Annotated in this window: 21 protein-coding genes; 15 read left to right on the top strand and 6 right to left on the bottom strand. The window is 71.2% G+C overall.

The window, feature by feature from the left end; translation table 11 throughout:
• Positions 1–71: 71 nt before the first annotated feature.
• The 4 genes from ACSHV8_RS45325 to ACSHV8_RS45310 are packed head-to-tail and all read left to right on the top strand — an operon-like array spanning position 72 to position 3,329.
• Positions 72–485: an RrF2 family transcriptional regulator gene (locus ACSHV8_RS45325; protein WP_436526566.1), complete on the top strand. Its 414-nt coding sequence runs from the start codon at positions 72–74 to the stop codon at positions 483–485.
• Positions 486–497: 12 nt separating this feature from the next.
• Complete coding sequence (locus tag ACSHV8_RS45320; RefSeq protein ID WP_436526564.1) at positions 498–1,580, top strand: ABC transporter substrate-binding protein; 1,083 nt, start codon at positions 498–500, stop codon at positions 1,578–1,580.
• 26 nt (positions 1,581–1,606) lie between these two features.
• Positions 1,607–2,383 carry an ABC transporter ATP-binding protein gene (locus ACSHV8_RS45315; RefSeq protein WP_436526562.1) on the top strand — a complete coding sequence of 259 codons (777 nt, stop codon included), beginning with the start codon at positions 1,607–1,609 and terminating at the stop codon, positions 2,381–2,383.
• The gene (locus tag ACSHV8_RS45310; protein WP_436526560.1) at positions 2,373–3,329 is read left to right on the top strand and encodes an ABC transporter permease; all 957 of its coding nucleotides are present in this window, start codon (positions 2,373–2,375) and stop codon (positions 3,327–3,329) included. The genes ACSHV8_RS45315 and ACSHV8_RS45310 overlap by 11 nt, the downstream gene beginning before the upstream one ends.
• 51 nt (positions 3,330–3,380) lie before the next feature.
• On the opposite strand, the gene ACSHV8_RS45305 is transcribed toward ACSHV8_RS45310, so the two are convergent.
• A complete protein-coding gene (locus ACSHV8_RS45305) occupies positions 3,381–4,262 on the bottom strand; it encodes a hypothetical protein (protein ID WP_436526558.1) in 882 nt (293 codons plus the stop codon).
• A 101-nt stretch (positions 4,263–4,363) separates the two neighbouring features.
• Here ACSHV8_RS45305 and ACSHV8_RS45300 point away from each other — a divergent pair, with 101 nt between their 5' ends.
• Positions 4,364–5,080, top strand: coding sequence for a lysophospholipid acyltransferase family protein (locus ACSHV8_RS45300; protein WP_436526556.1), 717 nt, complete (start codon positions 4,364–4,366; stop codon positions 5,078–5,080).
• Between the two features lie 1,007 nt (positions 5,081–6,087).
• On the opposite strand, the gene cspE is transcribed toward ACSHV8_RS45300, so the two are convergent.
• Positions 6,088–6,291 (bottom strand): transcription antiterminator/RNA stability regulator CspE, encoded by a 204-nt coding sequence (gene cspE, locus ACSHV8_RS45295; protein ID WP_014447450.1) that lies wholly within the window; start codon positions 6,289–6,291, stop codon positions 6,088–6,090.
• A 232-nt stretch (positions 6,292–6,523) separates the two neighbouring features.
• Here cspE and ACSHV8_RS45290 point away from each other — a divergent pair, with 232 nt between their 5' ends.
• Positions 6,524–6,943, top strand: coding sequence for a pilus assembly protein CpaE (locus ACSHV8_RS45290; protein WP_436526553.1), 420 nt, complete (start codon positions 6,524–6,526; stop codon positions 6,941–6,943).
• Between the two features lie 43 nt (positions 6,944–6,986).
• Here the strand turns inward: ACSHV8_RS45290 and ACSHV8_RS45285 are convergent, their stop codons facing one another.
• Positions 6,987–10,460 carry an ATP-dependent helicase gene (locus ACSHV8_RS45285; protein WP_436526551.1) on the bottom strand — a complete coding sequence of 1,158 codons (3,474 nt, stop codon included), beginning with the start codon at positions 10,458–10,460 and terminating at the stop codon, positions 6,987–6,989.
• Positions 10,457–14,389, bottom strand: coding sequence for an ATP-dependent helicase (locus ACSHV8_RS45280; protein WP_436526549.1), 3,933 nt, complete (start codon positions 14,387–14,389; stop codon positions 10,457–10,459). The genes ACSHV8_RS45285 and ACSHV8_RS45280 overlap by 4 nt, the downstream gene beginning before the upstream one ends.
• Before the next feature lie 253 nt (positions 14,390–14,642).
• On the opposite strand from ACSHV8_RS45280, the gene ACSHV8_RS45275 reads away from it, so the two are divergent.
• Positions 14,643–14,828, top strand: coding sequence for a hypothetical protein (locus ACSHV8_RS45275; RefSeq protein ID WP_436526547.1), 186 nt, complete (start codon positions 14,643–14,645; stop codon positions 14,826–14,828).
• A gap of 10 nt (positions 14,829–14,838) precedes the next feature.
• On the opposite strand, the gene dapE is transcribed toward ACSHV8_RS45275, so the two are convergent.
• Positions 14,839–15,909 carry a succinyl-diaminopimelate desuccinylase gene (dapE, locus tag ACSHV8_RS45270; protein WP_436526545.1) on the bottom strand — a complete coding sequence of 357 codons (1,071 nt, stop codon included), beginning with the start codon at positions 15,907–15,909 and terminating at the stop codon, positions 14,839–14,841.
• 76 nt (positions 15,910–15,985) lie between these two features.
• On the opposite strand from dapE, the gene dapD reads away from it, so the two are divergent.
• Positions 15,986–16,933, top strand: a complete 948-nt coding sequence (dapD, locus tag ACSHV8_RS45265; protein ID WP_436526543.1) for a 2,3,4,5-tetrahydropyridine-2,6-dicarboxylate N-succinyltransferase — start codon at positions 15,986–15,988, stop codon at positions 16,931–16,933.
• A 1-nt stretch (position 16,934) separates the two neighbouring features.
• Here dapD and ACSHV8_RS45260 read toward each other — a convergent pair whose 3' ends face one another.
• Complete coding sequence (locus ACSHV8_RS45260) at positions 16,935–17,753, bottom strand: LysR family transcriptional regulator ArgP (RefSeq protein ID WP_436526541.1); 819 nt, start codon at positions 17,751–17,753, stop codon at positions 16,935–16,937.
• A 76-nt stretch (positions 17,754–17,829) separates the two neighbouring features.
• Here ACSHV8_RS45260 and ACSHV8_RS45255 point away from each other — a divergent pair, with 76 nt between their 5' ends.
• The 7 genes from ACSHV8_RS45255 to ACSHV8_RS45225 all read left to right on the top strand — a co-directional run bounded on the left by ACSHV8_RS45255 (position 17,830) and on the right by ACSHV8_RS45225 (position 22,979).
• A complete protein-coding gene (locus ACSHV8_RS45255; protein WP_436526539.1) occupies positions 17,830–18,432 on the top strand; it encodes a LysE/ArgO family amino acid transporter in 603 nt (200 codons plus the stop codon).
• Between the two features lie 58 nt (positions 18,433–18,490).
• Positions 18,491–19,540: a MerR family transcriptional regulator gene (locus tag ACSHV8_RS45250; protein ID WP_436526537.1), complete on the top strand. Its 1,050-nt coding sequence runs from the start codon at positions 18,491–18,493 to the stop codon at positions 19,538–19,540.
• Positions 19,541–19,646: 106 nt separating this feature from the next.
• On the top strand, positions 19,647–20,396 hold the full coding sequence (locus tag ACSHV8_RS45245) for a class I SAM-dependent methyltransferase (RefSeq protein WP_436526535.1): 750 nt from the start codon (positions 19,647–19,649) through the stop codon (positions 20,394–20,396).
• 440 nt (positions 20,397–20,836) lie between these two features.
• On the top strand, positions 20,837–21,295 hold the full coding sequence (locus ACSHV8_RS45240; RefSeq protein ID WP_436526533.1) for a hypothetical protein: 459 nt from the start codon (positions 20,837–20,839) through the stop codon (positions 21,293–21,295).
• An 82-nt stretch (positions 21,296–21,377) separates the two neighbouring features.
• Positions 21,378–21,872: a hypothetical protein gene (locus ACSHV8_RS45235; RefSeq protein ID WP_436526531.1), complete on the top strand. Its 495-nt coding sequence runs from the start codon at positions 21,378–21,380 to the stop codon at positions 21,870–21,872.
• A 286-nt stretch (positions 21,873–22,158) separates the two neighbouring features.
• Positions 22,159–22,320, top strand: coding sequence for a hypothetical protein (locus ACSHV8_RS45230; protein WP_436526529.1), 162 nt, complete (start codon positions 22,159–22,161; stop codon positions 22,318–22,320).
• Positions 22,317–22,979 carry a hypothetical protein gene (locus ACSHV8_RS45225; RefSeq protein ID WP_436526527.1) on the top strand — a complete coding sequence of 221 codons (663 nt, stop codon included), beginning with the start codon at positions 22,317–22,319 and terminating at the stop codon, positions 22,977–22,979. Before ACSHV8_RS45230 ends, ACSHV8_RS45225 begins: the two co-directional genes overlap by 4 nt.
• Positions 22,980–23,204: the final 225 nt, after the last annotated feature.

Below are 23,204 nucleotides of genomic sequence, written 5' to 3'. Positions count from 1 at the left end.
CCGTCTGATCCAGTATTCCCATCCAACAGGTAGATTAAGCGAAGATTGATCCATCGGGAGGGGGCCCCGCCTTGTACGTCTCGGCACGCACGGACTACGCCGTCCGCGCCATGCTCGCCGTCACCGCGGAGCAACCGCGTCTGGTCAAGGCCGCCGGGCTGGCGGCCGCGCAGGACATCCCGCTCAGTTTTCTGCAGGGCATCCTGCTCGATCTGCGCCGCGCCGGGCTGCTGCACAGCCACCGCGGTGTGGACGGGGGTTACGCCCTGGCCCGTCCGGCCGAGGAGATCACCGTCGGCGACGTCGTTCGCGCCGTCGGCGGAGCACTCACCACGGTCCGCGGGCTTCCGACCGCCACCGCGACCTATCACGGGGCGGCGACCGCGCTGCACGACGTGTGGATCGCCGTCGAAGCGGCCATCGAGGGCGTGGTCGACCACCGGACCCTGGCCGAACTCTCCATCGACTCAATAAAGAATAATTAGGAGTTGTTGAGCATGCGCTCCCGCACCCTTCGTGCGCTCGCCCTTGCCACGGCCGCCGTAGCGGCCACGACTGCTCTGGCCGCTTGCGGATCCGACGACGACAGCAACAAGAAGGCCGACACCGCCGCCGGTGCCGCCGCCGAGGCGAAGACCATCAAGCTCGGTTACTTCCCGAACATCACCCACGCGCCGGCCCTGGTGGGGGTGAACAAGGGCCTGTTCAAGGAGGCCCTGGGCACCACTGAGCTGCAGACCCAGACCTTCAACGCCGGCCCGGCCGCCCTGGAGGCGCTGCTCTCCGGCGCGATCGACGCCACCTACATCGGCCCGAACCCGGCGATCAACGGCTGGGCCAAGTCCAACGGCGAGGCCCTGAAGATCATCGCCGGTAGCACCTCCGGCGGCGCCGGCCTGGTCGTCAAGGACACCATCAACAGCGCGGCCGATCTCAAGGGCAAGAAGATCGCCACCCCGCAGCTGGGCAACACCCAGGACGTCGCGCTGCGCGCCTGGCTCAAGCAGAACGGGCTGAACGCCGACACCAACGGCGGCGGCGACGTCTCCATCCTGCCGCAGGACAACGCGACCGCCGTGCAGGCGTTCGCCCAGGGCGCGATCGACGGCGCCTGGGTGCCCGAGCCCAACCTGAGCAAGCTGATCCTGGAGTCCAAGGGCAAGCTGCTCGTCGACGAGGCCACCCTCTGGCCGAACCAGCAGTTCGTGACCACGCACCTGATCGTCAGCCAGAAGTTCCTGAAGGAATACCCGGGAACGGTCACCAAGCTGCTCAAGGGCCACATCGCGGCGATCAAGTACATCAACGACAACAACGCCGACGCGCAGAAGGCGGCCAACGCTCAGATCGAGGCGCTGACCGGCAAGGCGCTCAAGGACGACATCCTGGCCGCCGCGTTCAAGAACCTGAAGTTCACCAACGACCCGATCGCGTCGTCGCTCTACACCAGCGCGCAGCACGCGGAGGACGTCGGCCTGCTCAAGAAGGTCGACCTCAAGGGCATCTACGACCTGGGGCCGCTGAACGAGCTGCTCAAGGCCGACGGACAGCCCGCGGTCAGCGACGCCGCGGCATCCTGACGGATTGACGGGAGGGCGAGTAGAGCATGAGCATCCTCGAAACCACCGGCGTACGGACCGATTCGGTCGTACGCATCGAGAACGTCTCCAAGACGTACGGGTCGGGGAGCAATGCCCTGCTCGCCCTCGACCGTGTCTCCCTCGACGTCCGTAAGGGGGAGTTCGTCTGCCTGCTGGGCGCGTCCGGCTGCGGCAAGAGCACCCTGCTCTCGCTCGTCGCGGGCCTCGACAAGATCAGTAGCGGCACCCTGGACACCGGCGGCCGCAAGGTCGCGCTGATGTTCCAGGAGGCCGCCCTCTTCCCCTGGCTCTCCGTCTCGGGCAACGTCGAGCTGCCGCTGCGGCTGCAGGGCCTCGGCAAGGCCGAACGGCGCAAGCGGGCCGGGGAACTGCTGGAGGTCGTCCGGCTCAGCGGGTTCGCCGACAAGCGGCCGCACGAGCTCTCCGGCGGCATGCGGCAGCGGGTCGCGCTGGCCCGCGCGCTCGCCCAGAACGCCGACGTGCTGCTGATGGACGAGCCGTTCGGCGCGCTGGACGCGATGACCCGGGACATCCTGCACGACGAGCTGGAGCGGATCTGGCGCGAGCAGGAACTGACCGTGCTCTTCGTGACCCACAACGTGCGCGAGGCGGTCCGCCTGGGCGACCGGGTCATCCTGCTGAGCAGCCGGCCCGGCCGGGTCATCGAGGACTTCGGCATCAAGCACCCGCGCCCGCGGCGCATCGACTCCCCCGAGGTCTCCGGCCAGGCGGCCGAGATCACCGACCGGCTGCGCGCGGAGGTCGCCCGTCATGCCAACTGAACCCCCCGCACCGATGAAGTACGCGGGCGCCCGCGCCGGACTGGAAGGCGCCCTGGGTGCCGTGACCGTCCCGAGCCCCGAGCCGCAGAGGATCAAGACGCTGAGCTCCGAGGAGGTCAGCGGCCTGGACGCGTTGGAACTCGCCCCGAAGCGGGAGAAGGGCAAGCTCGGGCTGCGGATCTGGAACAGCGCCTGGCCGAAACTGCTGGCCATCCTGATCGTGCTGCTGGCCTGGGAGCTCGCCTACGTCAGCGGGTGGAAGCCGTCGTACGTCTTCCCCTCGCCCCTGGACACCTTCAAGACGCTCGGGGATCTCGTCACCACCGCGGACTTCTGGGACGGCGTGCGCCTGACCATGACCCGCGCGATCACCGGTTTCGCCCTGGCCGTGGCCATCGGCACGGTCATCGGCGCGGCCGTCTCCCGCTTCGCGCCGCTGCGGGCGGCCATCGGCTCACTGATCACCGGTCTGCAGACCATGCCGTCGATCATGTGGTTCCCGCTGGCGATCCTGCTGTTCCAGCTGGGCGAGCAGGCGATCATGTTCGTGGTCGTGATCGGCGCCGCCCCGTCGGTGGCCAACGGCCTGATCAGCGGCATCGACTACGTCCCCCGGACCTGGCTGCGGGTCGGCCAGGTGATGGGCATGAAAGGCTTCGCCCGCTACCGGCACCTGATCCTGCCGGCGTCGCTGCCCTCCTTCGTCTCCGGGCTCAAGCAGGGCTGGGCGTTCTCCTGGCGCAGCCTGATGGCCGGCGAGCTGCTGGTCATCGTGCCCGGGACGATCTCCATCGGCGTACGGATGCAGAACGCCCGCGACCTCTCGGACACCCCGCTGGTGATCAGCTACATCCTGGTCGTCCTGATCATCGGCATCCTGATCGACCAGCTGTTCAACGTGGCCGACAACGCGCTGCGCAAGCGCTGGGGCCTGACCGGCAGCTGACCGGCCACACACATCGGAAGCCCGGGGCGTGCCCCCGGGCTTCCGCCGTTTTCACAGCATCCGTACGGAATCCAGGACCTCGCCGATCACCCGGTCGAACTGCGGATGCGTGCCGGGGATGGACACGTAGAGCACCGCCGCCGTCGGCTTGCCCACGTCGATCACCGCCACCGCCGACAGCTCCGACTTCGCCCTCAGCCCCGCCTCCGCGAAGTGCAGCCGGAACTCGCTCACGTAGGCCGGCCGCCCGCCCAGCGTGGTGACCTCGTCGCGGATCGGGTCCAGAGTGTTCGGCTGGGGGTAGTAGTTCGCCCGCACGTCGGCCGTGATCTGCCGGCCCACACACTCCAGGTCGAGCGAGACCGCGTCGTTGTCGGCCGCCGGGACCGCCGCCGACAGGATCGAGGCGTGATACTCCCCGCCGCTGTAGGTCTCGGTGACGAAATGCTGACCCACCTTGTACGGCACCTTCAGCGTGCCCGCCCGCCACACCTCGGTCCACGTCTGCCAGGGCGGCCCGAACCGCTTGTAGGAGATGCCGGACTCCTCGTCCACCGTCCGGTCCCCGGTGACCGCCGGCGGCGACGGCGGCGCCTTCGTGACCCCGGCGCTCGGCGAATCGCTCGGCGCCGGGCAGGCCTGGGCCAGCGGCGGGCGAACATCGGACGGGCCGGACGCCTTGCCCCCGAACGGGTTGTCCTCACTCCCGAAGATCAGGACGAGCAGCACGATCAGGCCACCGGCGAGGATCGTGCCGGCCACCCCGCCGAAGATCAGCAACTGCCGGCGGCGCACCTCGGCGGCGCTCCGGCGAGGCGGCTCCGGCGGGATCGTCGCCGGGGCCGGCGGCGCGGGAATCCCGGTCACCGTGCCCGAGGACCACGCCCCGCCCGGCCGGGACCAGAAGGGCTCCTGCGGGTGCGGCTCGGACATGACCACAAGTGAACACCACAGGGCGGTAAACCGCCGAAACGCACCTGTGGAAAACGTACCCGGCCCAGTCGTTTCCCAGAAATGTCCGCTACCGTGCTGCCATGGAACTGGTGTATCCCCCGGTCGTCGCCTTCGCCAAGACGATGTTCCGCGTGCTCGACCTCAAGATTGAGATCGAGGGCGGCGAACACATCCCGACCACGGGCGGGGCGGTCTTGGCCAGTAACCACTCGAGCTACCTCGACTTCATCTTCTGCGGCCTGGGCGCGCAGCCGGCCAAGCGGCTGGTCCGGTTCATGGCCAAGAAGCAGGTCTTCGACCACAAGATCAGCGGTCCGCTGATGCGCGGCATGCGCCACATCCCGGTCGACCGCAAGGCCGGCACCGGGGCGTTCCGCGAGGCCATCACCTCGCTGAAGAGCGGCGAGGTGGTCGGCGTCTTCCCCGAGGCGACGATCAGCGAGTCGTTCACCATCAAGGAGCTCAAGACCGGCGCCGCGCGCCTCGCGCAGGAGTCGAACGTGCCGCTGATCCCGATGGCGGTCTGGGGCCCGCACCGGCTGTGGACCAAGGGCCGGAAGAAGGAACTCACCAAGCGCCACGTGCCCGTCCTGATCAAGATCGGCGAGGCGATCCATCTGCCCGAGGGCGCGTCCGCCGAGGCGATCACGGCGACCCTGAAGCAGCGGCTCTCCGCACTGCTCGACGCCGTCCAGCGGGCCTACCCGGAGAAGCCGACCGGCGACGACGACCGCTGGTGGCTCCCGGCCCACCTCGGCGGCACCGCCCCCCTGCCCCAGCCCGCCGCCGCAGTCTGACGCCCCGCCGCACGCTGCCCCGATCGGCCGCCGCGGTCTGACGTTCCGCCGCACGCTGCCCTCTAGCCCGCCGCTGCGGTCTGACGTTCCGCCGCACGCTGCCCCGATCGGCCGCCGCGGTCTGGCGCCGCTGACCGAAAACGACCATCAAGGCCCCGGGCGTGTCCCGGGGCCTTGTTCGCTTTCCGCTCCCGGCCGCTCCCCAAGACCTTCCCCATTTCCCGGTACGGACCCAGCCCCGCCCCGCACGTCCGACACCGCCCTCGGAAAGCGCCGCCGACCGGATCCCGCGCTCACCACCGGACGCCCTCACCGGCCAGGCCTCGGCTGGCGCTCAGGGCTGTCTCGACCCCCGCGACACAACCCTCAGCACCAGCCGAGCCCGCAACCCGCGCCGGTAGCCGGACCCGCGCAAAGCTCGCGACGCCGGCTGGCGCTCAGGGCTGCCTCAACCCCCGCAACACAACCCTCAGCACCAGCCGAGCCCGCAACCCGCGCCGGTGGCCGGACCCGCGCAAAGCTCGCGGCGCCGGCTGGCGCTCAGGGCTGTCTCGACCCCCGCGACACAACCCTCAGCACCAGCCGAGCCCGCGGCCCGCGCCGGTGGCCGGACCCGCGCAAAGCTCGCGACGCCGGCTGGCGCTCAGGGCTGTCTCGACCCCCGCGACACAACCCTCAGCACCAGCCGAGCCCGCGGCCCGCGCCGGTGGCCGGACCCGCGCAAAGCTCGCGACGCCGGCTGGCGCTCAGGGCTGTCTCGACCCCCGCGACACAACCCTCAGCACCAGCTGAGGCTGCGGCCCGCGCCGGTGGCTGGACCCGGGGGGAGTTCGCGGCGCCGGCTGGTGCTCGGGGCTGTCTCGATCGCGCGGACACAGGTCTCAGGACGGATGGGCGCGGTGGTGAGGGTGGGGACGGAAACGGCGCCGTACCCGGGTGGGTACGGCGCCGCATCACAGTCACACGTTGTCAGCGGCCACCGGGTGGCAGCCGATGATCAACGCGAATCAGACGGAACGGATGTTCGCGGCCTGCGGGCCCTTCTGGCCCTGCGTGACCTCGAACTCAACCCGCTGGTTCTCCTCCAGGCTGCGGTAGCCCGACATCTGGATCGCGGAGAAGTGGGCGAAGACGTCGGCGCCGCCGTCGTCCGGGGTGATGAACCCGAAGCCCTTGTCCGCGTTGAACCACTTCACAACGCCGGTAACCATGATCGTCTCCTCGACGGTCGATCGTTCTCGCCCATTATGGACGGGAACGAGGTAATAAGACCCGCATTCTGCGGGACTCGTGTCGCCGTACTGATCGCCCGTACCGGAGAAACCCGGGTTACGACAAAGAGCGCCTGGGGCAGACTTCCCCACAGGCGCTCCTGAGTACTTGGGAACCAAACTGACAACGGCGGTAGCTTACCACGGCCCTGGAGGTCAAAAAGTGCTCGGCATGCACATGGCACGGCAGCTCAAGGCGTCCGGACTCACCTGGAAACCCCGCCTCGGAGACCGGTTCGCGATCCCCGATCGGGACCTCGACGAGGAGATGTTCGTGCTCAGCAACATGACGATCCAGGTGCACGACCGGCCGGAGGGGCGGATCATCGGTTTCAACGGCACGACCGAGTGGGCGCTCGACGATGTGGAGATCGACGAGACCGTCTGGTTGCCTCGGGAGGACCAGCTGCGGGAGTTGCTGGGCGGGACGTTCCGGGCGTTGGAACGGGACGCCGGGGGCTGCCGGGTGCGGGTCGAGCTGCTCGGCGCGGTGGTGGAGTTCCCGGCGGCGAGCGCCGAGGAGGCGTACGCGGCGGCGCTGTTGCATCTTCTCGGTGCGGCGGGCGTGGCCCAGTCACTGGACGACGACTGACCCTGACCGGCTCGCAGCTCGCGGCCTGCGTGGTGGGTGGTGACTACAGAGCTTCCTCGGGGATCTCGGTGAGCAGGGCGGTCAGCGCGGCGACGTCCATCAGGTCGGCCGGGCGGACCGTGACCTGCTCGCGGACATAGTGGAATCCGGCGCGGACCCGGCTGACCGGGACGCCGGCCAGGGTGGCCCAGGCGATCCGGTACGCCGAGAGCTGAACCGCGGCGGCCTCGGCCTCGGCGCCGGTCGGGCGGCGGCCGGTCTTCCAGTCGATCACGTCGAAGCGGTTGTCGGGCTCGGCGAAGACGGCGTCCATCCGGCCCCGGACGACGACACCGCCGACCGTGGTGGCGAACGGGACCTCGACGTCGAACGGGGTCCGGTCGGCCCACTCGCCGGTCAGGAACGCCTGCTGCAGTTCGGCCAACTCCTCGTCGGCGGCCGCATTGTCGTCGGCGGCACCGGGCAGCTCGTCGATGTCGATCAGCCGGGCCGCGCCGAACCGCTGCTCCAGCCAGACGTGGAACGCGGTGCCGCGGCGGGCGTGCGGGGCCGGGCGTTGCGGGAGCGGGCGGCGCAGCGAGCGGGCCAGGGACTGCGGGTCGCGGCGCAGCACGACGAGCTGGGAGACCGAGAGGTGCGGGGGCAGCGCGACCTCGATCGGGCCGTCACGGCGGGTGCGTTCCTCGCGCTCGGCCAGCAGGAGTCTCGCCTCCTTGCGCCAGCGGGCGATGTCGGGGTCGGCGTCGAGCGCCACCCGGTCCACCGCCGAGGCCGCGGCCAGCACCGACGCCCGATCCAGGGAGAGCGCCCCCGACCCGGGCGGTTGGGATTCGGCGGGGTCAGGGGCGGTCTGCTCACTCCGTACGCGCAAATCTTGATCTTGAATTGAGCCGGCGGAAGCGAGACCGACCAGGTCGGCGGCGAGGCCGGCCCGGGCCGCGACCTCGGGATGCGCCGCCGCCAGGTCGGCGAAGGCCTCGGCCGCGGAGACGTCCGGGTTGGCGATCATGCGGCGGATCAGGTCGGCCGCGGCGGCCATGGCCGGACGACGCAGACCCAGCGGATCGGCCGGCCACTCGGCCACCGACACCACCTCGTCGCTCGGATTGGTCTCGCCCGGCGCCGGCTCGGGAGTCCAGGCGGCCACCACGCCGGCGCCTTCCTCGCAGGTCGCGCGGACCTCGTCGAGGAAGACGGACGGGCCGCGCGGACGTTTCACGCCGTCGCCCCACCAGTAGCCCGAGCAGAGCAGCAGCCGGCGCGGGCGGGTCATGGCGACGTAGGCGAGGCGGCGCTCCTCCCGCACGTCGTGCTCGCGCCAGGCCCGGCTGAACTCGCCGAGGGCGCCGTTGACGTCCTTCTGCTCGACCGCCTCGTCCAGGTTCAGTTCGGGTAGGCCGGACGCGTCGCCGCGCAGCGGGAACGGCAGCACGCCGATGCCGCCGAGATAGTGGTCGGACGCGCGGACCAGGCCCGGCCAGACGCCCCGGCACAGGCCCGCGACCGAGACGACATCCCACTCCAGGCCCTTGGCGGCGTGCGCGGTCAAGATCTGCACGGCGCCTTCGACCACGTCGACCTGACCCGGTTCGAGCCCGCGCTCCTCCTCCTCGGCGGCGGCCAGGAAGGCCAGGAAACCGGCCGCCGTTCCGGTCTCGTTCTCGCTGACATACCTGGTGGCGGCCTCGCCGAGCGCGTCCAGATGGGCGCGGGCCAGACCGGCGTCGCCGGCCGCCCAGCCGCGGACCGCCACCTCGACGTCCAGCCCGACGGTCCGCTCGATGTCGGCCAGCAGGTCGGGAAGTGACTGGTCCAGGCGCTGCCGGAGGGCGGCGAGCTCCCGGCTGAAGGACGCGAGCCGGGCGAAACCCTCCACCGAGTACTGATGCGGGGAACCGAGATCGGCCATGGCCTCGATCAGCGTCGCGTCGTCGAGCCGGTCGGCGACCGCGTCCGCGTCCTCGTCCTTCTCCGTGGCCCGCGCCGCGGCCAGCGCCCGCGAACGCCGGTGCAGGGCGACCAGGTCACGCGGGCCGATCCGCCAGCGGGCGCCGGTGAGCAGCCGCAACAGCGACGCGCCGTCGGTCGGGTCGGCCAGCACCCGCAGCGTGCACACCACGTCCCGCACCTCGGGCGTGTCGAGCAGACCACCCAGGCCGACCACCTCGACCGGCAGGCCGCGAGCCCGCAACTGCTCCTCGATCACCGGGATCTGGCTGCGGACCCGGACCAGCACCGCGCTGGTCGGGCGGCGGTCGAGCGGAATCTCCTCGGGCAGCGCCCGCGGCATCCCGGCGGTGATCCGCCACGCGGTCAGCATCGAGTCGGCGATCCACTCAGCCTCTTCGGCGTACGTCTTGAGCAGCGCACACGTCACCGTCCGCCCGCCGACGTCGGCGGCCACCCGGTCAGCCGGCCGGAGCACGCCCACCTGGGCCCGCAGCGGGGCCGAGATCACGTTGGCCACCTGCAGGATCTCGGGGCGGTTGCGCCAGCTCCGAGTCAGGCTGTGCACCCAGGCCGGACGGCCCTCGGCATCCGGGAACTCGGCCGGGAAACGGTCCAGGGTGCCGGCCGACGCGCCGCGCCAGCCGTAGATCGACTGGCACGGGTCACCCACCGCGGTCACCGGGTGCCCGCCGCCGAACAGATTGTTCAGCATCGTCACCTGGGCGTGGCTGGTGTCCTGATACTCGTCGAGCAGGACGACCCGGTATCGCCCGCGCTCGACCTCGCCGACCGCCGGATGATCCCTCGCGACAAGCGCCGCCCGGGCCATCTGATCGCCGAAGTCCATCGCCTCCAGGTCGAGTTTGCGCTGCTCGTAGAGGCGGACCAGGGGCAGCAGGGTGAGCCGGTGCTGCTGGCGGCGCAACGCCTCGGACACGTCCTTGTACATCCGGCCCGGGAACGACTGCAGGTCGGCGAAGAACCGGCCGGTCCAGGCGGCCAGGTCGTCCGGCGACTTCAGGTGCTCGGCGAGCTCGGCCGAGAGCGCCAGCACGTCGTCGGTGACCGTGCCGGGCGCGCGGTTCAAACCGGTCATCTCACCCGTGTACGCGCGGACCAGCGAATCGACGATCTGCCAGCGGGCCGCCTCGGTGAGCAGCCGGGCCGACGGCTCGAAACCGCCGCGCAGACCGTGTTCGGTGACGACCCGGGCCGCATACGAGTGGTAGGTGGAGATCGTCGCCTCGCCGACCAGCGCGTCGTCCCTCCCGCCGAGCCGCCGGGCCAACTGACCGAGCCGGGTCCGGACCCGGTGGGACAATTCGCCGGCCGCCTTGCGGGTGAACGTGAGGCCGAGGATCTCGCCCGGATGCGCATACCCGTTCGCGACCAGCCAGACCACGCGGGACGCCATCGTCTCGGTCTTGCCCGAACCGGCACCGGCGACCACGAGCAGCGGCTTCACCGGATGCGCGATGATCGCCGCCTGCTCGTCCGTGGGCGGTGGCAGGTGCAGCAGTTTGGCCAGCTCGGCCGGGGTGTAACGGGGTCCCGCGTCGGCCTTCACTTCGGCGGCTCCACAACCTGCCGGCCCTTCCCCGAGATCGGGCAACTGGTGCGGACCGGGCAGACCCGGCAACGGCTGTTGGCCACCGCGGAGAACGTCGAGGCGGCCATCGTCTCGGCGGTGCGGCGAACCATCGCGTACGCCCACTGCGGATCGGTGGCCTCGGTCATCGGGACCTGCATCTGCTCGCGCGCATCCTTACCCGGGCCCAGCTGCACCAGCGCGGCACCACCGGTATCGGTGCCGAAATCGGCGAACGCGCCCGCGTCGACCGCCGCCTGATAGCCCGCCAACTGCGGATTCTCGGCCACGTCGGCAGAGAGAGCGGTCGACTTGCCGGTCTTCAGATCGATCACCACGAGCCGACCGGCCTCGTCCACCTCCAGGCGGTCGACCCGGCCGGTCAACTGGATCGGATGGTGCTCGTCCTCCAACCGGACCGTGAACTCGTGCTCGATCGCCAGCAGCCGGCGCGGATTCACGGCCAGCCAGCGCAACAACTTGTCCACCATGGCCTCGGCGCGCTCCTGCTCCGGGCCGGCCATCCAGCGGGCGGCCAGCTCGATCGAATCGAAGCGGGCACTCACGTACTCGACCAGCTTCTCCCGGTCGGCGTGCGCGTCCTCGGCCAGCATGGCGGCCGCGTGCACCAGGTTCCCGATGCCCTGCGCGGCGCCCGCCGGAGCGGCGCCGCCGTGCCGTTCCAGCAGCCAGCGCAGGCTGCAGCGGAGTGCGCTCTCCATCGCCGACGGGGTGACCTTGACCGACTCGCCGTCGTCGATGAGCGGTCGCTCGTCGGAGAGCCCGCGCAGGCCCCACCACTCGTCCGGATGCGCGCCGGGGACACCGGCCGACGCGAGGTGGGCGAGTTCGGCGGCGGCGGCGCGGCGGCGGCTGGGCGTTTCATGCGAAGAGACGACTACGGTACGGAGTTCTGCCACCAGCGCGGCGAGCGTCAACGCCCGGGGAGCCCGGCCGACCAGCAACTCGACGTCGTCGCCGTCGTCCGCGTCGGCCGGGGGCGGGCCCTCCCGCTCGTCCTCGCCGCCCTCGTCAGCCGGGGCTGGACCCGCTTGCGCATCGTCGTCCGGCTGCGGTGGCTCCTCGTCGTGCGGGCCCGCCGCAGCAGCCAGCCGCTCACCACTATCGGACATTTCCGAAATGCCGGACGAGGAGACTTGAGTGCGCGGAGCCTCCTGGCCAAACGGGACGTCCCGGGTGGACACGTCCTCCTGGGTGGACACGTCCTCGTGGGTGGGCGCGGCTTCTTGACCGGGCGTGGCGACGTCCGGCTCCGGCGGGGGCGGGTTGTCGTCGGGCGCGTCCGGGCCCCACGGATCCGGGTCCGGTGGCTCGTCCGGAGGCGGCGGGTCCTCCGGGGGCGGCGGACCCGCGAACGGATCGTTGCCCGGGCGGCGCCGCGGCGTCGTGAGCTCGGTGAGGAAACGGCTGGGCTGCTCCTCGATCGCCGCGCCGCCCGTGCCGGCCGACGCGACCGCGGTGGCGACCAGGCGGCGACGGGCGCGGGTGGCGGCGACGTAGAAGAGGCGGCGTTCCTCGTCGAGCAGGGCGGACGTCTCGGCCACGATCGCCTCGGAGCCCGAGGCGGGGCGGCCGGCGACCGCGTCGACCAGGCGTTCCGAACCGAGCAGGCTGCCGCGCAGGCGCAGGTCGGGCCAGATGCCCTCCTGGACGCCGGCGAGCACGACGACGTCCCACTCCAGGCCTTTCGCGGCGTGGGCGGTGAGCAGGCGGACGGCGTCGCCGCGGTCGGCACTGGGGGCGATCGTGTCGGCCGGGAGGTCCTGGCCGAGCACGTGGTCGAGGAACACGCCGACACCGGCGCCGGGCAGCCGGTCGACGAACCGGGCGGCGGCGTCGAACAGGACCACCATCGCGTCCAGGTCCCGGTCGGCCGCCTCGGCCCGCCACTGCCGGGCCCGGCCGGCCTGGGCCGGGTCGGTGACGCGGATGTTGCCGGTGCTCATCGCGTACCACCGGTCGGCCAGGCCGCTCGCCCGCCACACGGTCCAGAGCACGTCCTCGGCCGAGGCGCCGGGCTCGCCGGCGGCCGCCCGGGCGACGATCAGCAGGCGGGCGATGGTCTGCGCGGGGCGGGCCCAGCGGCGTTCCACCAGGTCCAGCCCGGTCGGGTCACGGACCGCGTCGACCAGCAACTCGCCCGAGGGCCGCCGGTCACCGGCCGCCACGGCGAGCGCGCGCAGGCCCTGCCGGAGCCGCCGCTCGGCCAGCGGATCGGCCCCGCCGAGCGGCGAGTGCAGGAGCGCGACCGCGGCCTCCTCGTCGAGCAGTTCCGGGGTCAGCGCACAGCGCAGCAACAGCAGGAACGGCGCGACCGCCGGCTGCAGATGCAGCGGCAGGTCCTCGGCGTGGATCACGGTCGGCACGCCGGACGCGGCCAGTGCCCGCTGCACCGACGGCTGCTGCAGCGTGGCCGACCGCATCACCACCGCCATCCGCGACCAGGGCACGCCGTAGAGCAGATGCGCCTCCCGCAGCGCGTGCGCGATGAACGCGGTCTCGGCCGCCGGCGACCGGAACGTCCGCACGACCGCCTCGGCCACCGGCCCGGACGCGGAGATCTCCTCCCCGGTGACGCCGCTCGGCCCCGGACCCTCCGGGGCCGCATCGCCCTCAGCGGCAACATGGTCGGCCACATCCCCGCCCGAAGCCGCCGGGCTGCCGGCGGGATCGGGCGCGGCCTCGTCGAACGTGGCGGGGCCAGGACCATCGGCGGGCGCCGCGGCGTCGGGCGGCATCGTGGCGGGGTCGGGCGCGGCGGGGTCAGGCGCGGCGGGAGTGAGAGGGGGTGGGGGGAACATCAGGCGGTGGGTGATCGGGCCGCGCATCCGCCGGGCCACCCCCGAAGCCGCCGCCAGCAGCGAAGGCGCCGACCGATAGTTCGTGTGCAGGGTGATCACCTCGGCCTCGGCGCCGGAGGCGGCGCGGAAGCGTTCCGGGAACGCGGCCACCACCTCGGGATCGGCCCCGCGGAAGCCGAAGATCGACGAGTCCGGGTCGGCGAAGGCCACCAGCGGTTTGCCGCCGCCGGTGACCTGCTCCAGCAGGTCGACCTGGGCCGGGTCGGTCTCGGCGAGCTCGTCGACGAACACGAACTCCAGCCGGCGCCGCTCGGCCGCCAGCAGCTCGGGCTCGTCGGCGAGCAGCCCGGACGCGGCCCGGACCAGCTCGGCCGGGTCGTAGGCGACCGAGCCGCGGGTGGTCGCGTCCCGCAGGGACAGAACCTCCACATACTCCCGGAGGAAGCGGGCGGCGGCCGCCCAGTCGGACCGGCCCAGCCGGGCGGCGTAGTCGGCCAGCTCGAACGGCCCGATCCCGCGCTCGGCGGAACGCTGCATCAGGTCGCGCAGCTGCTGGGCGAAGGCCCGGGTGGGCAGGGCCGGTCGCAGGTCGTCGGGCCAGCCGATGGTGTCGGCCGACTCCGGGTCCTCGATGACGGCCAGCAGCTCGCGGATGATCAGGTCCTGTTCCGGGCCGGTGAGCAGCCGCGGGGCGGGCTCGCCGCGGTCGGCCGCGGCTCGGCGGAGCAGGCCGAACGCGTACGCATGGAAGGTCCTGACCAGGGGCTCGTGCACGATCCGCCCGGGGTCGCCGGCGACTCGCGCCTCGATCCGGTCGCGCAGGGCGGCGGCGCCGCGGCGGCCGAAGGTGAGGACGAGGATGCGTTCCGGGTCGACGCCCTCGCCGATCCGGGCGGCGACGGCCTCGACCAGCGCGGTGGTCTTGCCGGTGCCGGGACCGCCGACGACGAGCAGCGGACCGGCGGTGTGCGCGGCCACGCGGGCCTGGATCGGGTCGTCCCGCAGCTCGGGGGCGGCCGGGCGGGGGCGCCGGACCAGGCGATAGGCCGGCCGGCGCACGGGGGTCGAGGGGGCCGGCGTGCTCACGGCATCTATGAGAGCACGCCGGTACGACGTTTCCACCGGCTCACCCCCGCCGACGCCGAAGGGGGTAGTGCGGACGGCCGGTACATGGTGAATAACCGGCCGCGTTTCGGTAAGAGGATTGCGACCGGGAGACCTTTTTGCCAGATTGGAGCAACGGACGGTAGCTCTGGCACGTCTATACAGTTACCGAACCGCGTATACACGGCAGGCACGGCGCCCGGAGTCCGGGTGTCCCGGTGAAAGGGCGGCCACCGTGACCAACCGATACGAGCGCCTCAAGATGCACCGTCGCATGCAGCGGCGGATCCAGTTGGTCGTGGAGGAACGCCGGGTCGCCTTCGCGGCCGGGCATCCCGAGCCGGCCTTCGACCCGGAGACCACCATGGAGGTCTCGGTGCCGCAGCGGGCGATCGGCCGGGCCGCGATCCCCCAGCTCTGAGCGGGCCCGGCTAACCGGCCAGCCAGCGGTGCAGCGTCGCCGCGCCGTCCCGGATCTGGCCGATCTCCACGTGCTCGTCCGGCGCGTGGGCCAGTGACGGGTCGCCGGGACCGTAATTCATCGCCGGGATTCCCAGCGCCGCGAACCGGGCCACGTCCGTCCAGCCCAGCTTCGCGGCGGGCTCGACGCCGACCGCGGTCAGGAATTCGCGGGCCGCCGTCGCGTTCAGGCCGGGCAGCGCGCCCGGCGCCGAGTCGACGATCTCCAGGTCGAAGCCCTGGAAGACCTCGCGCAGATGCTCGTGGGCCTGCTGCTCGGACCGGTCCGGGGCGAATCGCAGGTTGACCTCGACCGAGCATTCATCCGGCACGACGTTTCCGGCAATTCCCCCATTGATACGTACGGCGTTGAGCCCCTCCCGATAGGTGCAGCCGTCGATCGTCACGGTCCGTGGGTGGTATCCCTCCAGCCGGCGCAGCACCTCCCCGGCGGCGTGGATCGCGTTCTCCCCGCGCCACGCCCGCGCCGTGTGCGCCCGCCGCCCGTGGGTACGGACCAGCGCGGACACGGTCCCCTGGCAGCCGGCCTCGACCACCCCGTACGTCGGTTCCAGCAGCACCGCGAACTCGGCCCGCAGCCACTCCGGCCGGCTGTCGGCGACCAGCTTGAGCCCGTTGAACTCGGACTCGATCTCCTCGGCCTCGTAGAACAGGTACGTCACGTCGTACGCGGGATCGGGAAGTGTCGTTGCCAGGTGCAAAGCGATCGCGACACCGGACTTCATGTCGGACGTGCCACAGCCGTAGATCAGGTCGTCGACGACAGTGGACGGCCAGTTGTCGTTGATCGGCACCGTGTCCAGGTGACCGGCGAGGATCACCCGCTGCGCGCGACCCAGGTCGGTCCGGCCCATCACCGTGTGGCCCAGCCGCTCGACGGTCAGGTGCCCGGCACGCCGGAGAACGTCCTCGACGCAGTCGGCGATCACCTTCTCGTCGCGGGAAACGGATTCGATGTCGACCAGGGCGCGGGTCAGCTCGACCGGGTCGACAAGCACGTCCGGGGTCAGCGGGTTGGCCATGTGCGCACCATACAAGGCCATCCCGCGCTACGGACGCACCCGATCAGCGACCCCCGTGCCTAGTAGGGTTCATGTCGTGGATACCGCGATCTCGACTTCGCCCGCCTGGGGCATCGGTTTGGCCACCGTGACCGCCGAGGGGCAGGTGCTGGACACCTGGTTCCCGGCCGGCTTCCTGGGCCTGGGCGAGGAGCCGGCCGACCTCCCGGCCCTGCCGGCCGGCCTGACCGGCCCGAAGCTGCTGCCCGGACTCTCGACGGTCGAGGTCCGCGCCACGATCAAGTCGCTGGCCGAGCCGATCGCCGACACCAGCGAGGCGTACCTGCGGCTGCACCTGCTCTCACACCGCCTGGTCCGGCCGAACGAGTTGAACCTGGACGGCATCTTCGGCCTGCTGGCCAACGTCGCCTGGACCTCGGCCGGCCCCTGCCCGCCGGACCGGGTCGACGAGCTGCGCTTCCTGGAGCGCGCGGCCGGCCGCCACCTGTCCGTCTTCGGCATCGACAAGTTCCCACGGATGACCGATTACGTCGCCCCCACCGGCGTCCGGATCGCCGACGCGGACCGGGTCCGGCTCGGCGCCCACCTGGCCGTCGGGACGACGATCATGCAGGAGGGATTCGTCAACTTCAACGCCGGCACGCTGGGCACCTCGATGGTCGAGGGCCGCATCGTGCAGGGCGTGGTGGTCGGCGACGGGTCCGACATCGGCGGCGGGTCGTCGATCATGGGCACGCTCTCCGGCGGCGGCAAGGAGAAGGTCCGGATCGGCGAGCGCAGCCTGCTCGGGGCGAACGCGGGCGTCGGCATCTCGCTGGGCGACGACTGTGTCGTCGAGGCGGGCACCTACATCACCGCGTCGTCGAAGGTCGCGCTGCCCGACGGGCGTGTGGTGAAGGCCATCGAGCTGTCCGGTGTGAACAATCTCCTGTTCTGGCGCAACTCGGTCTCCGGCGCGCTGGAGGCCCGGCCGCGCAAGGGCACCGGCATCGAGCTGAACAGCGCCCTGCACGCGAACGACTGATCTACCGCAACGTCGAGGCGGCCGCCGTGCGAACGGCGGCCGTCAGCGTGTTCAGCAGGGTGGACTCGATCCGCCAGTACTGCCAGTAGAGCGGGATGTCCAGGTACCGGTCCGGAAATATCTGGACATACTCGCCGGAGGACAGCAGCGGCTCGGCGTTCTGCTCCGGCACCGTCCCCCAGCCCAGCCCCAGCCGGATCGCCTCGTTGAAGGCGGCCGCCGCCGGCACGTAGTGGATCCGCTCCGGCGGACGACGGCCCACCATCGCCAAGAATCGGTGTTGCAGCTGGTCCTTGCGGTTGTAGACGATCATCGGCGCGTTCTCCAGCTCGACGCCCGGTGCGGCGATCGCCAGGTAGCGCATCGCCCCCAGCCGCTCGACCCGGCAGCCCTGGACGGCCACGTTCTCCGCGGTCACGGCCGCCATCGCGGTGCCCGACCGCAGCAGGTCGGCGGTGTAGTCCTGATCGTCGGTGTGTATCTCGAACGTCGCGCCCGGCACCTGGGTCAGCACCGGCAGGAACCACGTGTTCAGCGAGTCCGCGTTCACCACGATCGACACCCGGGTGCCGCCGCGCGCCTGGTCCAACGCCTCCTTCTCCAGCAGCGCCACCTGCCCGGCGAACCGGATCAGCGCCTCCCCGGCCACCGTCGCCGTGCACGGTTTGGCCCGGCGCACCAGCACCTGGCCGACCGCCCGTTCGAGTGCCTTGATCCGTTGGCTGACCGCCGACGGGGTGACGTGCAGCGCCCGGGCCGCCGCCTCGAAACTGCCCTGCTCGACGACCGCCTGGAACGTCTCCAGCTGCACCTGGTCCATGCCATTAAGTATTGCTAATTCATCCTGAGAATCTTTAGCTGGATTTCACGTCCGGGTGAACCCTAGCGTCGATCACGTGCTCACCTCCGTCGTCGCCGGCTTCCTCGCCTCCGCCGTCCTGATCATCGCCATCGGCGCCCAGAACGCGTTCGTCCTGCGCCAGGGCCTGCGCCGCGAACACGTCCTCCCCGTCGTCCTCGTCTGCGCGTTCTCCGACCTGGCCCTGACCTCGGCCGGCATCGCCGGACTGGGCGCGGTCGTCGCCGACCGGCCCGCCCTGGTCACCGCGATCCGCTGGATCGGGGCGGCGTTCCTGATCGGGTACGCGGTTCTCGCCGCCCGCCGCGCGCTGCGCCCCGAGGGCAGCCTCGACCCGACCGGCCAGGCCCCGGCCAGCCTGCGCGCGACCCTGCTGACCACGCTCGCCCTGACCTACCTGAACCCGCACGTCTACCTGGACACCGTGCTGCTGCTCGGCTCGATAGCGCAGCAGCACGCGTACCACTGGTTCTTCCTCATCGGGACCACAGCGGCCAGCTTCACCTGGTTCGCCCTGCTCGGCCTGGGCGCCCAGAAACTCGGCCCGCTGCTGGCCCGGCCGGGCGCCTGGCGGGTCCTGGACGGGCTGATCGCGCTGGTCATGACCGGGGTCGCCGCGACATTGTTGCTGGGGAACTGACACCGGCTTGACCCTCGACCTGGTCGAGACACCAGGGTCATCGGCTGTGAGGAGCGACATGCGGAGCATCGGCGAGGCGGCCCGGGCCAGCGGTCTGACGGTCAGCGCGCTGCGCTGGTACGACGGCGCCGGCGTGCTGGTCCCGGCCGCGGTGGACCCGTCGACCGGCTATCGCCGCTACACCGCCGAGCAGATCCGGGCGGCCCGGCTGATCGCGGGACTGCGGCGGGTCGGGATGCCGGTTCCCGAGATCGCCGAGGCGGTGCGTGACATCGAGCACCCCCATCGCGTACGGGAAAGGCTTGATGCCCATCTTGCTCGGCTGGAAGCCGGGCTGGCCGATGCGCGCCGCGAGCTCCTCCGCCTGCACACCCTGCTCGATCTGGAGGAGAACCTGATGACCCGCATCACCCTGTCCGCTTCTGATCTCAAGGCCGCGCTCACCGCGGTCCGCTTCGCGGTCACCGACCCGATGCCCGGCGGCCAGTTCCCCGCCGGGGTCCTCTTCGAGACCGGCGAGGGCACGTTGACCCTGGTCGCGACGGATCGCTACCGGCTCGCGGTGGCGGCTGCGCCGGCCACCGTCGAGGGGCCGGCGGCGCGGCAGTACCTGCCGCTGGCCTTCGCCGACGAGCTTTTGCGGCTCGCTTCCGGCTCCGTCTCCCTCGATCTCAATTCCGATTTTGTACGGACGGAGAACGCGGGCGCCGAGCTCCGGACCGCACCCCTCGACGTGGACTTCCCGGACTACCGCCGGCTCGTCGGCCCGGCCGGCCCGGACGCCCGCCGCGTCACCGTCGACGGTGACGAGCTGCGGAAGCTGGTGTCGGCGGCACCCGAGGTCCGGCGCGAGCACGACGGCTCGGCGTACCCGGTCGCGATCCTCGCCCTGAACCCGGACGGCGGCCTGCGCGTCGCCGAGGAGTCGGAGTGGTCGGCCGACACCGCCGTCCACGTAGCGGTGAATCGTGAGTTCCTGCTCGAAGCCGTCGACGCGGGCGGGCCCGGCCAGCTGCTGCTCGAACTCGACGGCCCGGTCAAGCCGCTGACCATCCGGGCGGCCGCCGACGAATCCCGTTTCTCCCTGCTCATGCCGGTCCGGGCCTGACTGTCCCAGCGCGTTGAGTCGCGGATTGAACACGGTTCAGCCACGACTTCCGTGAACACTGAGACCACCGCGACTTTGGGCAACCACTCTGGCTACCGTCGGCGGTGTGCGCAGCAGCCCGCCGGATGACGACCTCAACACCGCGGCGGCCGGTGCGTCCATGACCGGGTGGGAATTCGCCTGGCTGGACGGACTGGCCGTCGCGTCCGAGCCGTCCTGGTCGTACCCGGAGATCGCCCGGCCGCTGGTGCGCCCGGCCCACAGCCTGCTCGACCTGGACACCGGCGGCGGCGAGCTGCTGGCCGAGCTGGCGCCCCTGCCGGCGTACACGGTGGCCGTCGAGAGCTGGTCGCGGAACACCCCGATCGCCCGGGAACGGCTCGCCCCGTTCGGCGTCGAGGTGCTCACCGAACTCCCGGCCGGGGAGAACGAGTTCGACGTCGTGCTCAGCCGCCACGGGCGCCTCCCGGCCGCCGACGTCGCCCGCCTCCTCAAACCGGGCGGGGTGCTGCTCACCCAGCAGGTCGGCAGCGACGACCTGGCCGAGCTGAACGACGCGCTGGGCGCACCGCCCCCGTCCCCGCGCCGGTGGGACGCCGAGGTCGCGGTGGCCGCCCTGACCGCGGCCGGCCTGCGGGTCACCGACGTGCGCGAGGAACATCCCGGTCTCGCCTTCCGCGACATCCGGGCCGTCGTGCACCACCTGCGGACGGTTCCGTGGCAGGTTCGGGACTTCACCCCGCACCGGTACGAACGGGAGCTGGCCCGCCTCACGGCCGTCATCCGGGCCCGCGGTGAGTTCACCGTGCGGGCGCATCGCTTCCTGCTCCAGGCCCAGCGACCGACAGAGGCGTAGGGCGAAAGCCTCTTTCAGGGGAACGGGTCGGCGATCGGCTTACCCCGTTCGGGGCCGATGCCCGGAATTTCCTCCGCCCGTCAACCAACTCCAAGCTGGCTTTCAGGGTTGTTTCCGCCATATGAGACGAACTCGGGCTTGACGCTGCCCCTGAGCATCGACGCAGCTCACCGGCTGTAGGCGGTTACGGTCCGGGCGGTTTGTTCACGCTTGCGGGGTAAACGCATCGGACACCGGTAGTGGGCGGATCATCCGTAACAGGGGGGCTGGAAGCCCTATCGCCGGGTCTGGGCGGGTCGGTCATCTTTGTCGCAGCGCCGGGACGCCACACAGGGCTCCGGCGACCACCGAATCAACGAGGCGCCCGCCGTTTCCGTCGCTCCGCAACCGATGGGACCGTGCGCTCGAAAACGTTCCAGGAGGAACTTTCCATGGGCAAGATGACCAAGCGCTCCGCCGTTGTCGCTTCCGCCGTCGCCGTCGCGGTCGTCGGAGCCGGGGCCGCGTGGGCCGCCTGGAGCCTGTCCGGCGACACCCAGGTGACCGCAGCGGCCGGCACAGCGGTTCAACTGACGGTCACTGGCACCAACGCCACGGCTCTTGTGCCGGGATCCAAGAGCGACGTCACCGTGAACGTCGTCAACTCGAACAAGTTCCCGGTCCTGATCAAGAGCATCAACTTCTCGGACTTCGCGAGCAACAAGACCGGCTGCGACGGAAGCAACATCCAGCAGGTTACGACCGTCACGGTTCCGGCCGGCACGACCGTCGCCGCCGAGAACTCGAAGTCGGTCGTTCTCGCGCAATCTCTGAAGATGATCGCCGACCCGGCTGACGAGTGCCAGGGCGCATCGTTCACCTTCAAGGCCACTGTCGGCGCGGAGAGTGCCGCTTCCTGATCTGTTGCTGAGCGGGAGAGACGCCGGTCGGGCGTCCTCCCGCTCCCTTAACTGTCCGCAACGAACAGACGGGAGGCGCCACGTGCCCCTGACGATGCGAATGACCAAAGCGGCAATGGCCACCGCGATCGCCTCGGCGCTCGTCATCAGTGGGGGTGCGGCCTGGGCTGCCTGGCGGTTCGCGGGTGAGGGCAGGACGACCGCAGCCGCGGGATCCGTCATCACGCTGCAGGCCACCGCTACGACTTACCCCCAGGAGCCTTTGTATCCCGGCGCCCGCGCTGGAATCCGGGTGACTATCCGGAACGAAAACTCGTTCCCCATCCTTGTCAATCTGGTCAAATCTGGAACGGGAAGCATCGTCGTCGACGAACCCCACCGCTTGGCCGGCTGCGTTCAAACCGGTGTCAGTCTCGTCAGCACCTCCTTCGGCGTCACCTGGGGAGTAGCCGCCCGGTCACAGGCATCGCACGTGTTGCCCAACGCGGTAAAGATGACCAACGCATCGAACTCCGGCTGCCAAGGCGCCACGTTCGGGATTCCCCTGGCGTTGTCGGGACGTAGCGATGCGCATTAAGCGTCTTCCCGGCGGGCAGTGGTGGGTGGCACTTCTCGGAGTGGGATTCATCTCGCTGGGGATCGCAGCTGCCGTGAGGAATCCGGAGCCGGAGCCTGTCTCTCGGAACACTCAGGTGTTCGGGATTCGGGCGTCGTCGGTCAGTGGGCTTTATCCGGGGGCGGTTCGGCGGAGTCGGGTGACCGTGGTCAATCCGTATCCGTATCCGATCAGTGTTCGGCGGATTGAGGCTCAGGTGGAGTCGACGTCCAGGCGGCGGTGTCGGCCTTCGGCGCGGAATCTGCAGGTGCGGGAGTTTCATGGGCGGCTGCCGGTGACCGTTCCGGCTCGGGGGCAGGTGGCGGCCGGGGAGTTCGAGGTGTACATGCCGGGGTCCGTGGACGACGCCTGCCAGCGGGCCACGTTCCGGCTCGCGGTCAGCGGGAACGCGCGGACGGTGGGGCGGTGAGGCGCCGGAACGCGATCGCCCTGATGGCGACGATCGTGGGTGGGGCGATCGCGGCCGGTAGTGGGCTGACCGCCTGGGCGAGCTGGGCGGTCAGCGCCACCCCGGTGAAGGGGACCGTGCGGGCCGAGCGGATGCCGCCCGTGGAGAAGTTCGCCGTGAAGGCCACCGGTGGGACTCTCACGTTCTCGTGGCACGCGGCGACGTTCGCGTCCGGGGCGCCGGTCGGTGGATACCGGGTGCGCAAGAGCTCCGGCGATGCCGTCTGTCAGGCCCTGGCCGGGGAGTTGAGCTGCACGTTCACTCCGGCTGCGGGGACCGGCGGGACCTTTGTGGTGCTCGCGCTGGCCGGGTCGGGGTGGGTCGGTCCGGCCAGCGCGCCCGTCACGTACGTACCCGGGAAGGAAACCGGGACCGGCAAGCTGCCGGCGGCCGCGAAGCCTCCGGTGACCGGCGGCGGGCCCGGCGGATCGGCGCCGCAGGCGACGCCCGGGACCACGCCGACGACACCCGCGGCGACCGCCACCGGGACGGCCCCCGGGCAGGACGTGGAGAAGGCCGCCGAGCCGACCCCGGACAGTCCGGCGGCGACAACCGCGACGACCGATCCGGCGCCGGCGCCCACGGGTGCGGCCGGAGATCCGGCGACGCCCGCGGGATAGTGCCGGGCGGGCTCGACGAGCGCGGATTTGAGTAGCCGGGCGGCAGCCGCTAACGGCTCATTCGTGCAGCTCATGGGCGTGTCCGGCAGCAACATGGACGGTGTGGCGAGGAACCTGGGAGGTGGCCGATCCCTCGGGCGGGGTAAACCGGTTGGGTGGATCGTTCCGATTTATGCGCCTACAACGGCGGACGGAAAACCGATCACATCGGACATCTCTATCAGG

The organism is Actinoplanes sp. HUAS TT8, from assembly GCF_051380535.1.
GTDB lineage: Bacteria > Actinomycetota > Actinomycetes > Mycobacteriales > Micromonosporaceae > Actinoplanes.
This window is presented reverse-complemented; position numbering and strand designations above follow the sequence as displayed.

Excerpts from the sequence above, each read along its gene's own strand:
- cspE (WP_014447450.1), bottom strand. The coding sequence starts at position 6,291 with ATGGTTACCGGCGTTGTGAAGTGGTTCAACGCGGACAAGGGCTTCGGG.
- ACSHV8_RS45300 (WP_436526556.1), top strand. The coding sequence starts at position 4,364 with ATGGAACTGGTGTATCCCCCGGTCGTCGCCTTCGCCAAGACGATGTTC.
- ACSHV8_RS45240 (WP_436526533.1), top strand. The coding sequence starts at position 20,837 with ATGACCAAGCGCTCCGCCGTTGTCGCTTCCGCCGTCGCCGTCGCGGTC.
- ACSHV8_RS45305 (WP_436526558.1), bottom strand. The coding sequence starts at position 4,262 with ATGTCCGAGCCGCACCCGCAGGAGCCCTTCTGGTCCCGGCCGGGCGGG.
- ACSHV8_RS45250 (WP_436526537.1), top strand. The coding sequence starts at position 18,491 with ATGCGGAGCATCGGCGAGGCGGCCCGGGCCAGCGGTCTGACGGTCAGC.
- dapE (WP_436526545.1), bottom strand. The coding sequence starts at position 15,909 with ATGGCCAACCCGCTGACCCCGGACGTGCTTGTCGACCCGGTCGAGCTG.
- ACSHV8_RS45320 (WP_436526564.1), top strand. The coding sequence starts at position 498 with ATGCGCTCCCGCACCCTTCGTGCGCTCGCCCTTGCCACGGCCGCCGTA.
- ACSHV8_RS45260 (WP_436526541.1), bottom strand. The coding sequence starts at position 17,753 with ATGGACCAGGTGCAGCTGGAGACGTTCCAGGCGGTCGTCGAGCAGGGC.
- ACSHV8_RS45315 (WP_436526562.1), top strand. The coding sequence starts at position 1,607 with ATGAGCATCCTCGAAACCACCGGCGTACGGACCGATTCGGTCGTACGC.
- ACSHV8_RS45310 (WP_436526560.1), top strand. The coding sequence starts at position 2,373 with ATGCCAACTGAACCCCCCGCACCGATGAAGTACGCGGGCGCCCGCGCC.
- ACSHV8_RS45290 (WP_436526553.1), top strand. The coding sequence starts at position 6,524 with ATGCACATGGCACGGCAGCTCAAGGCGTCCGGACTCACCTGGAAACCC.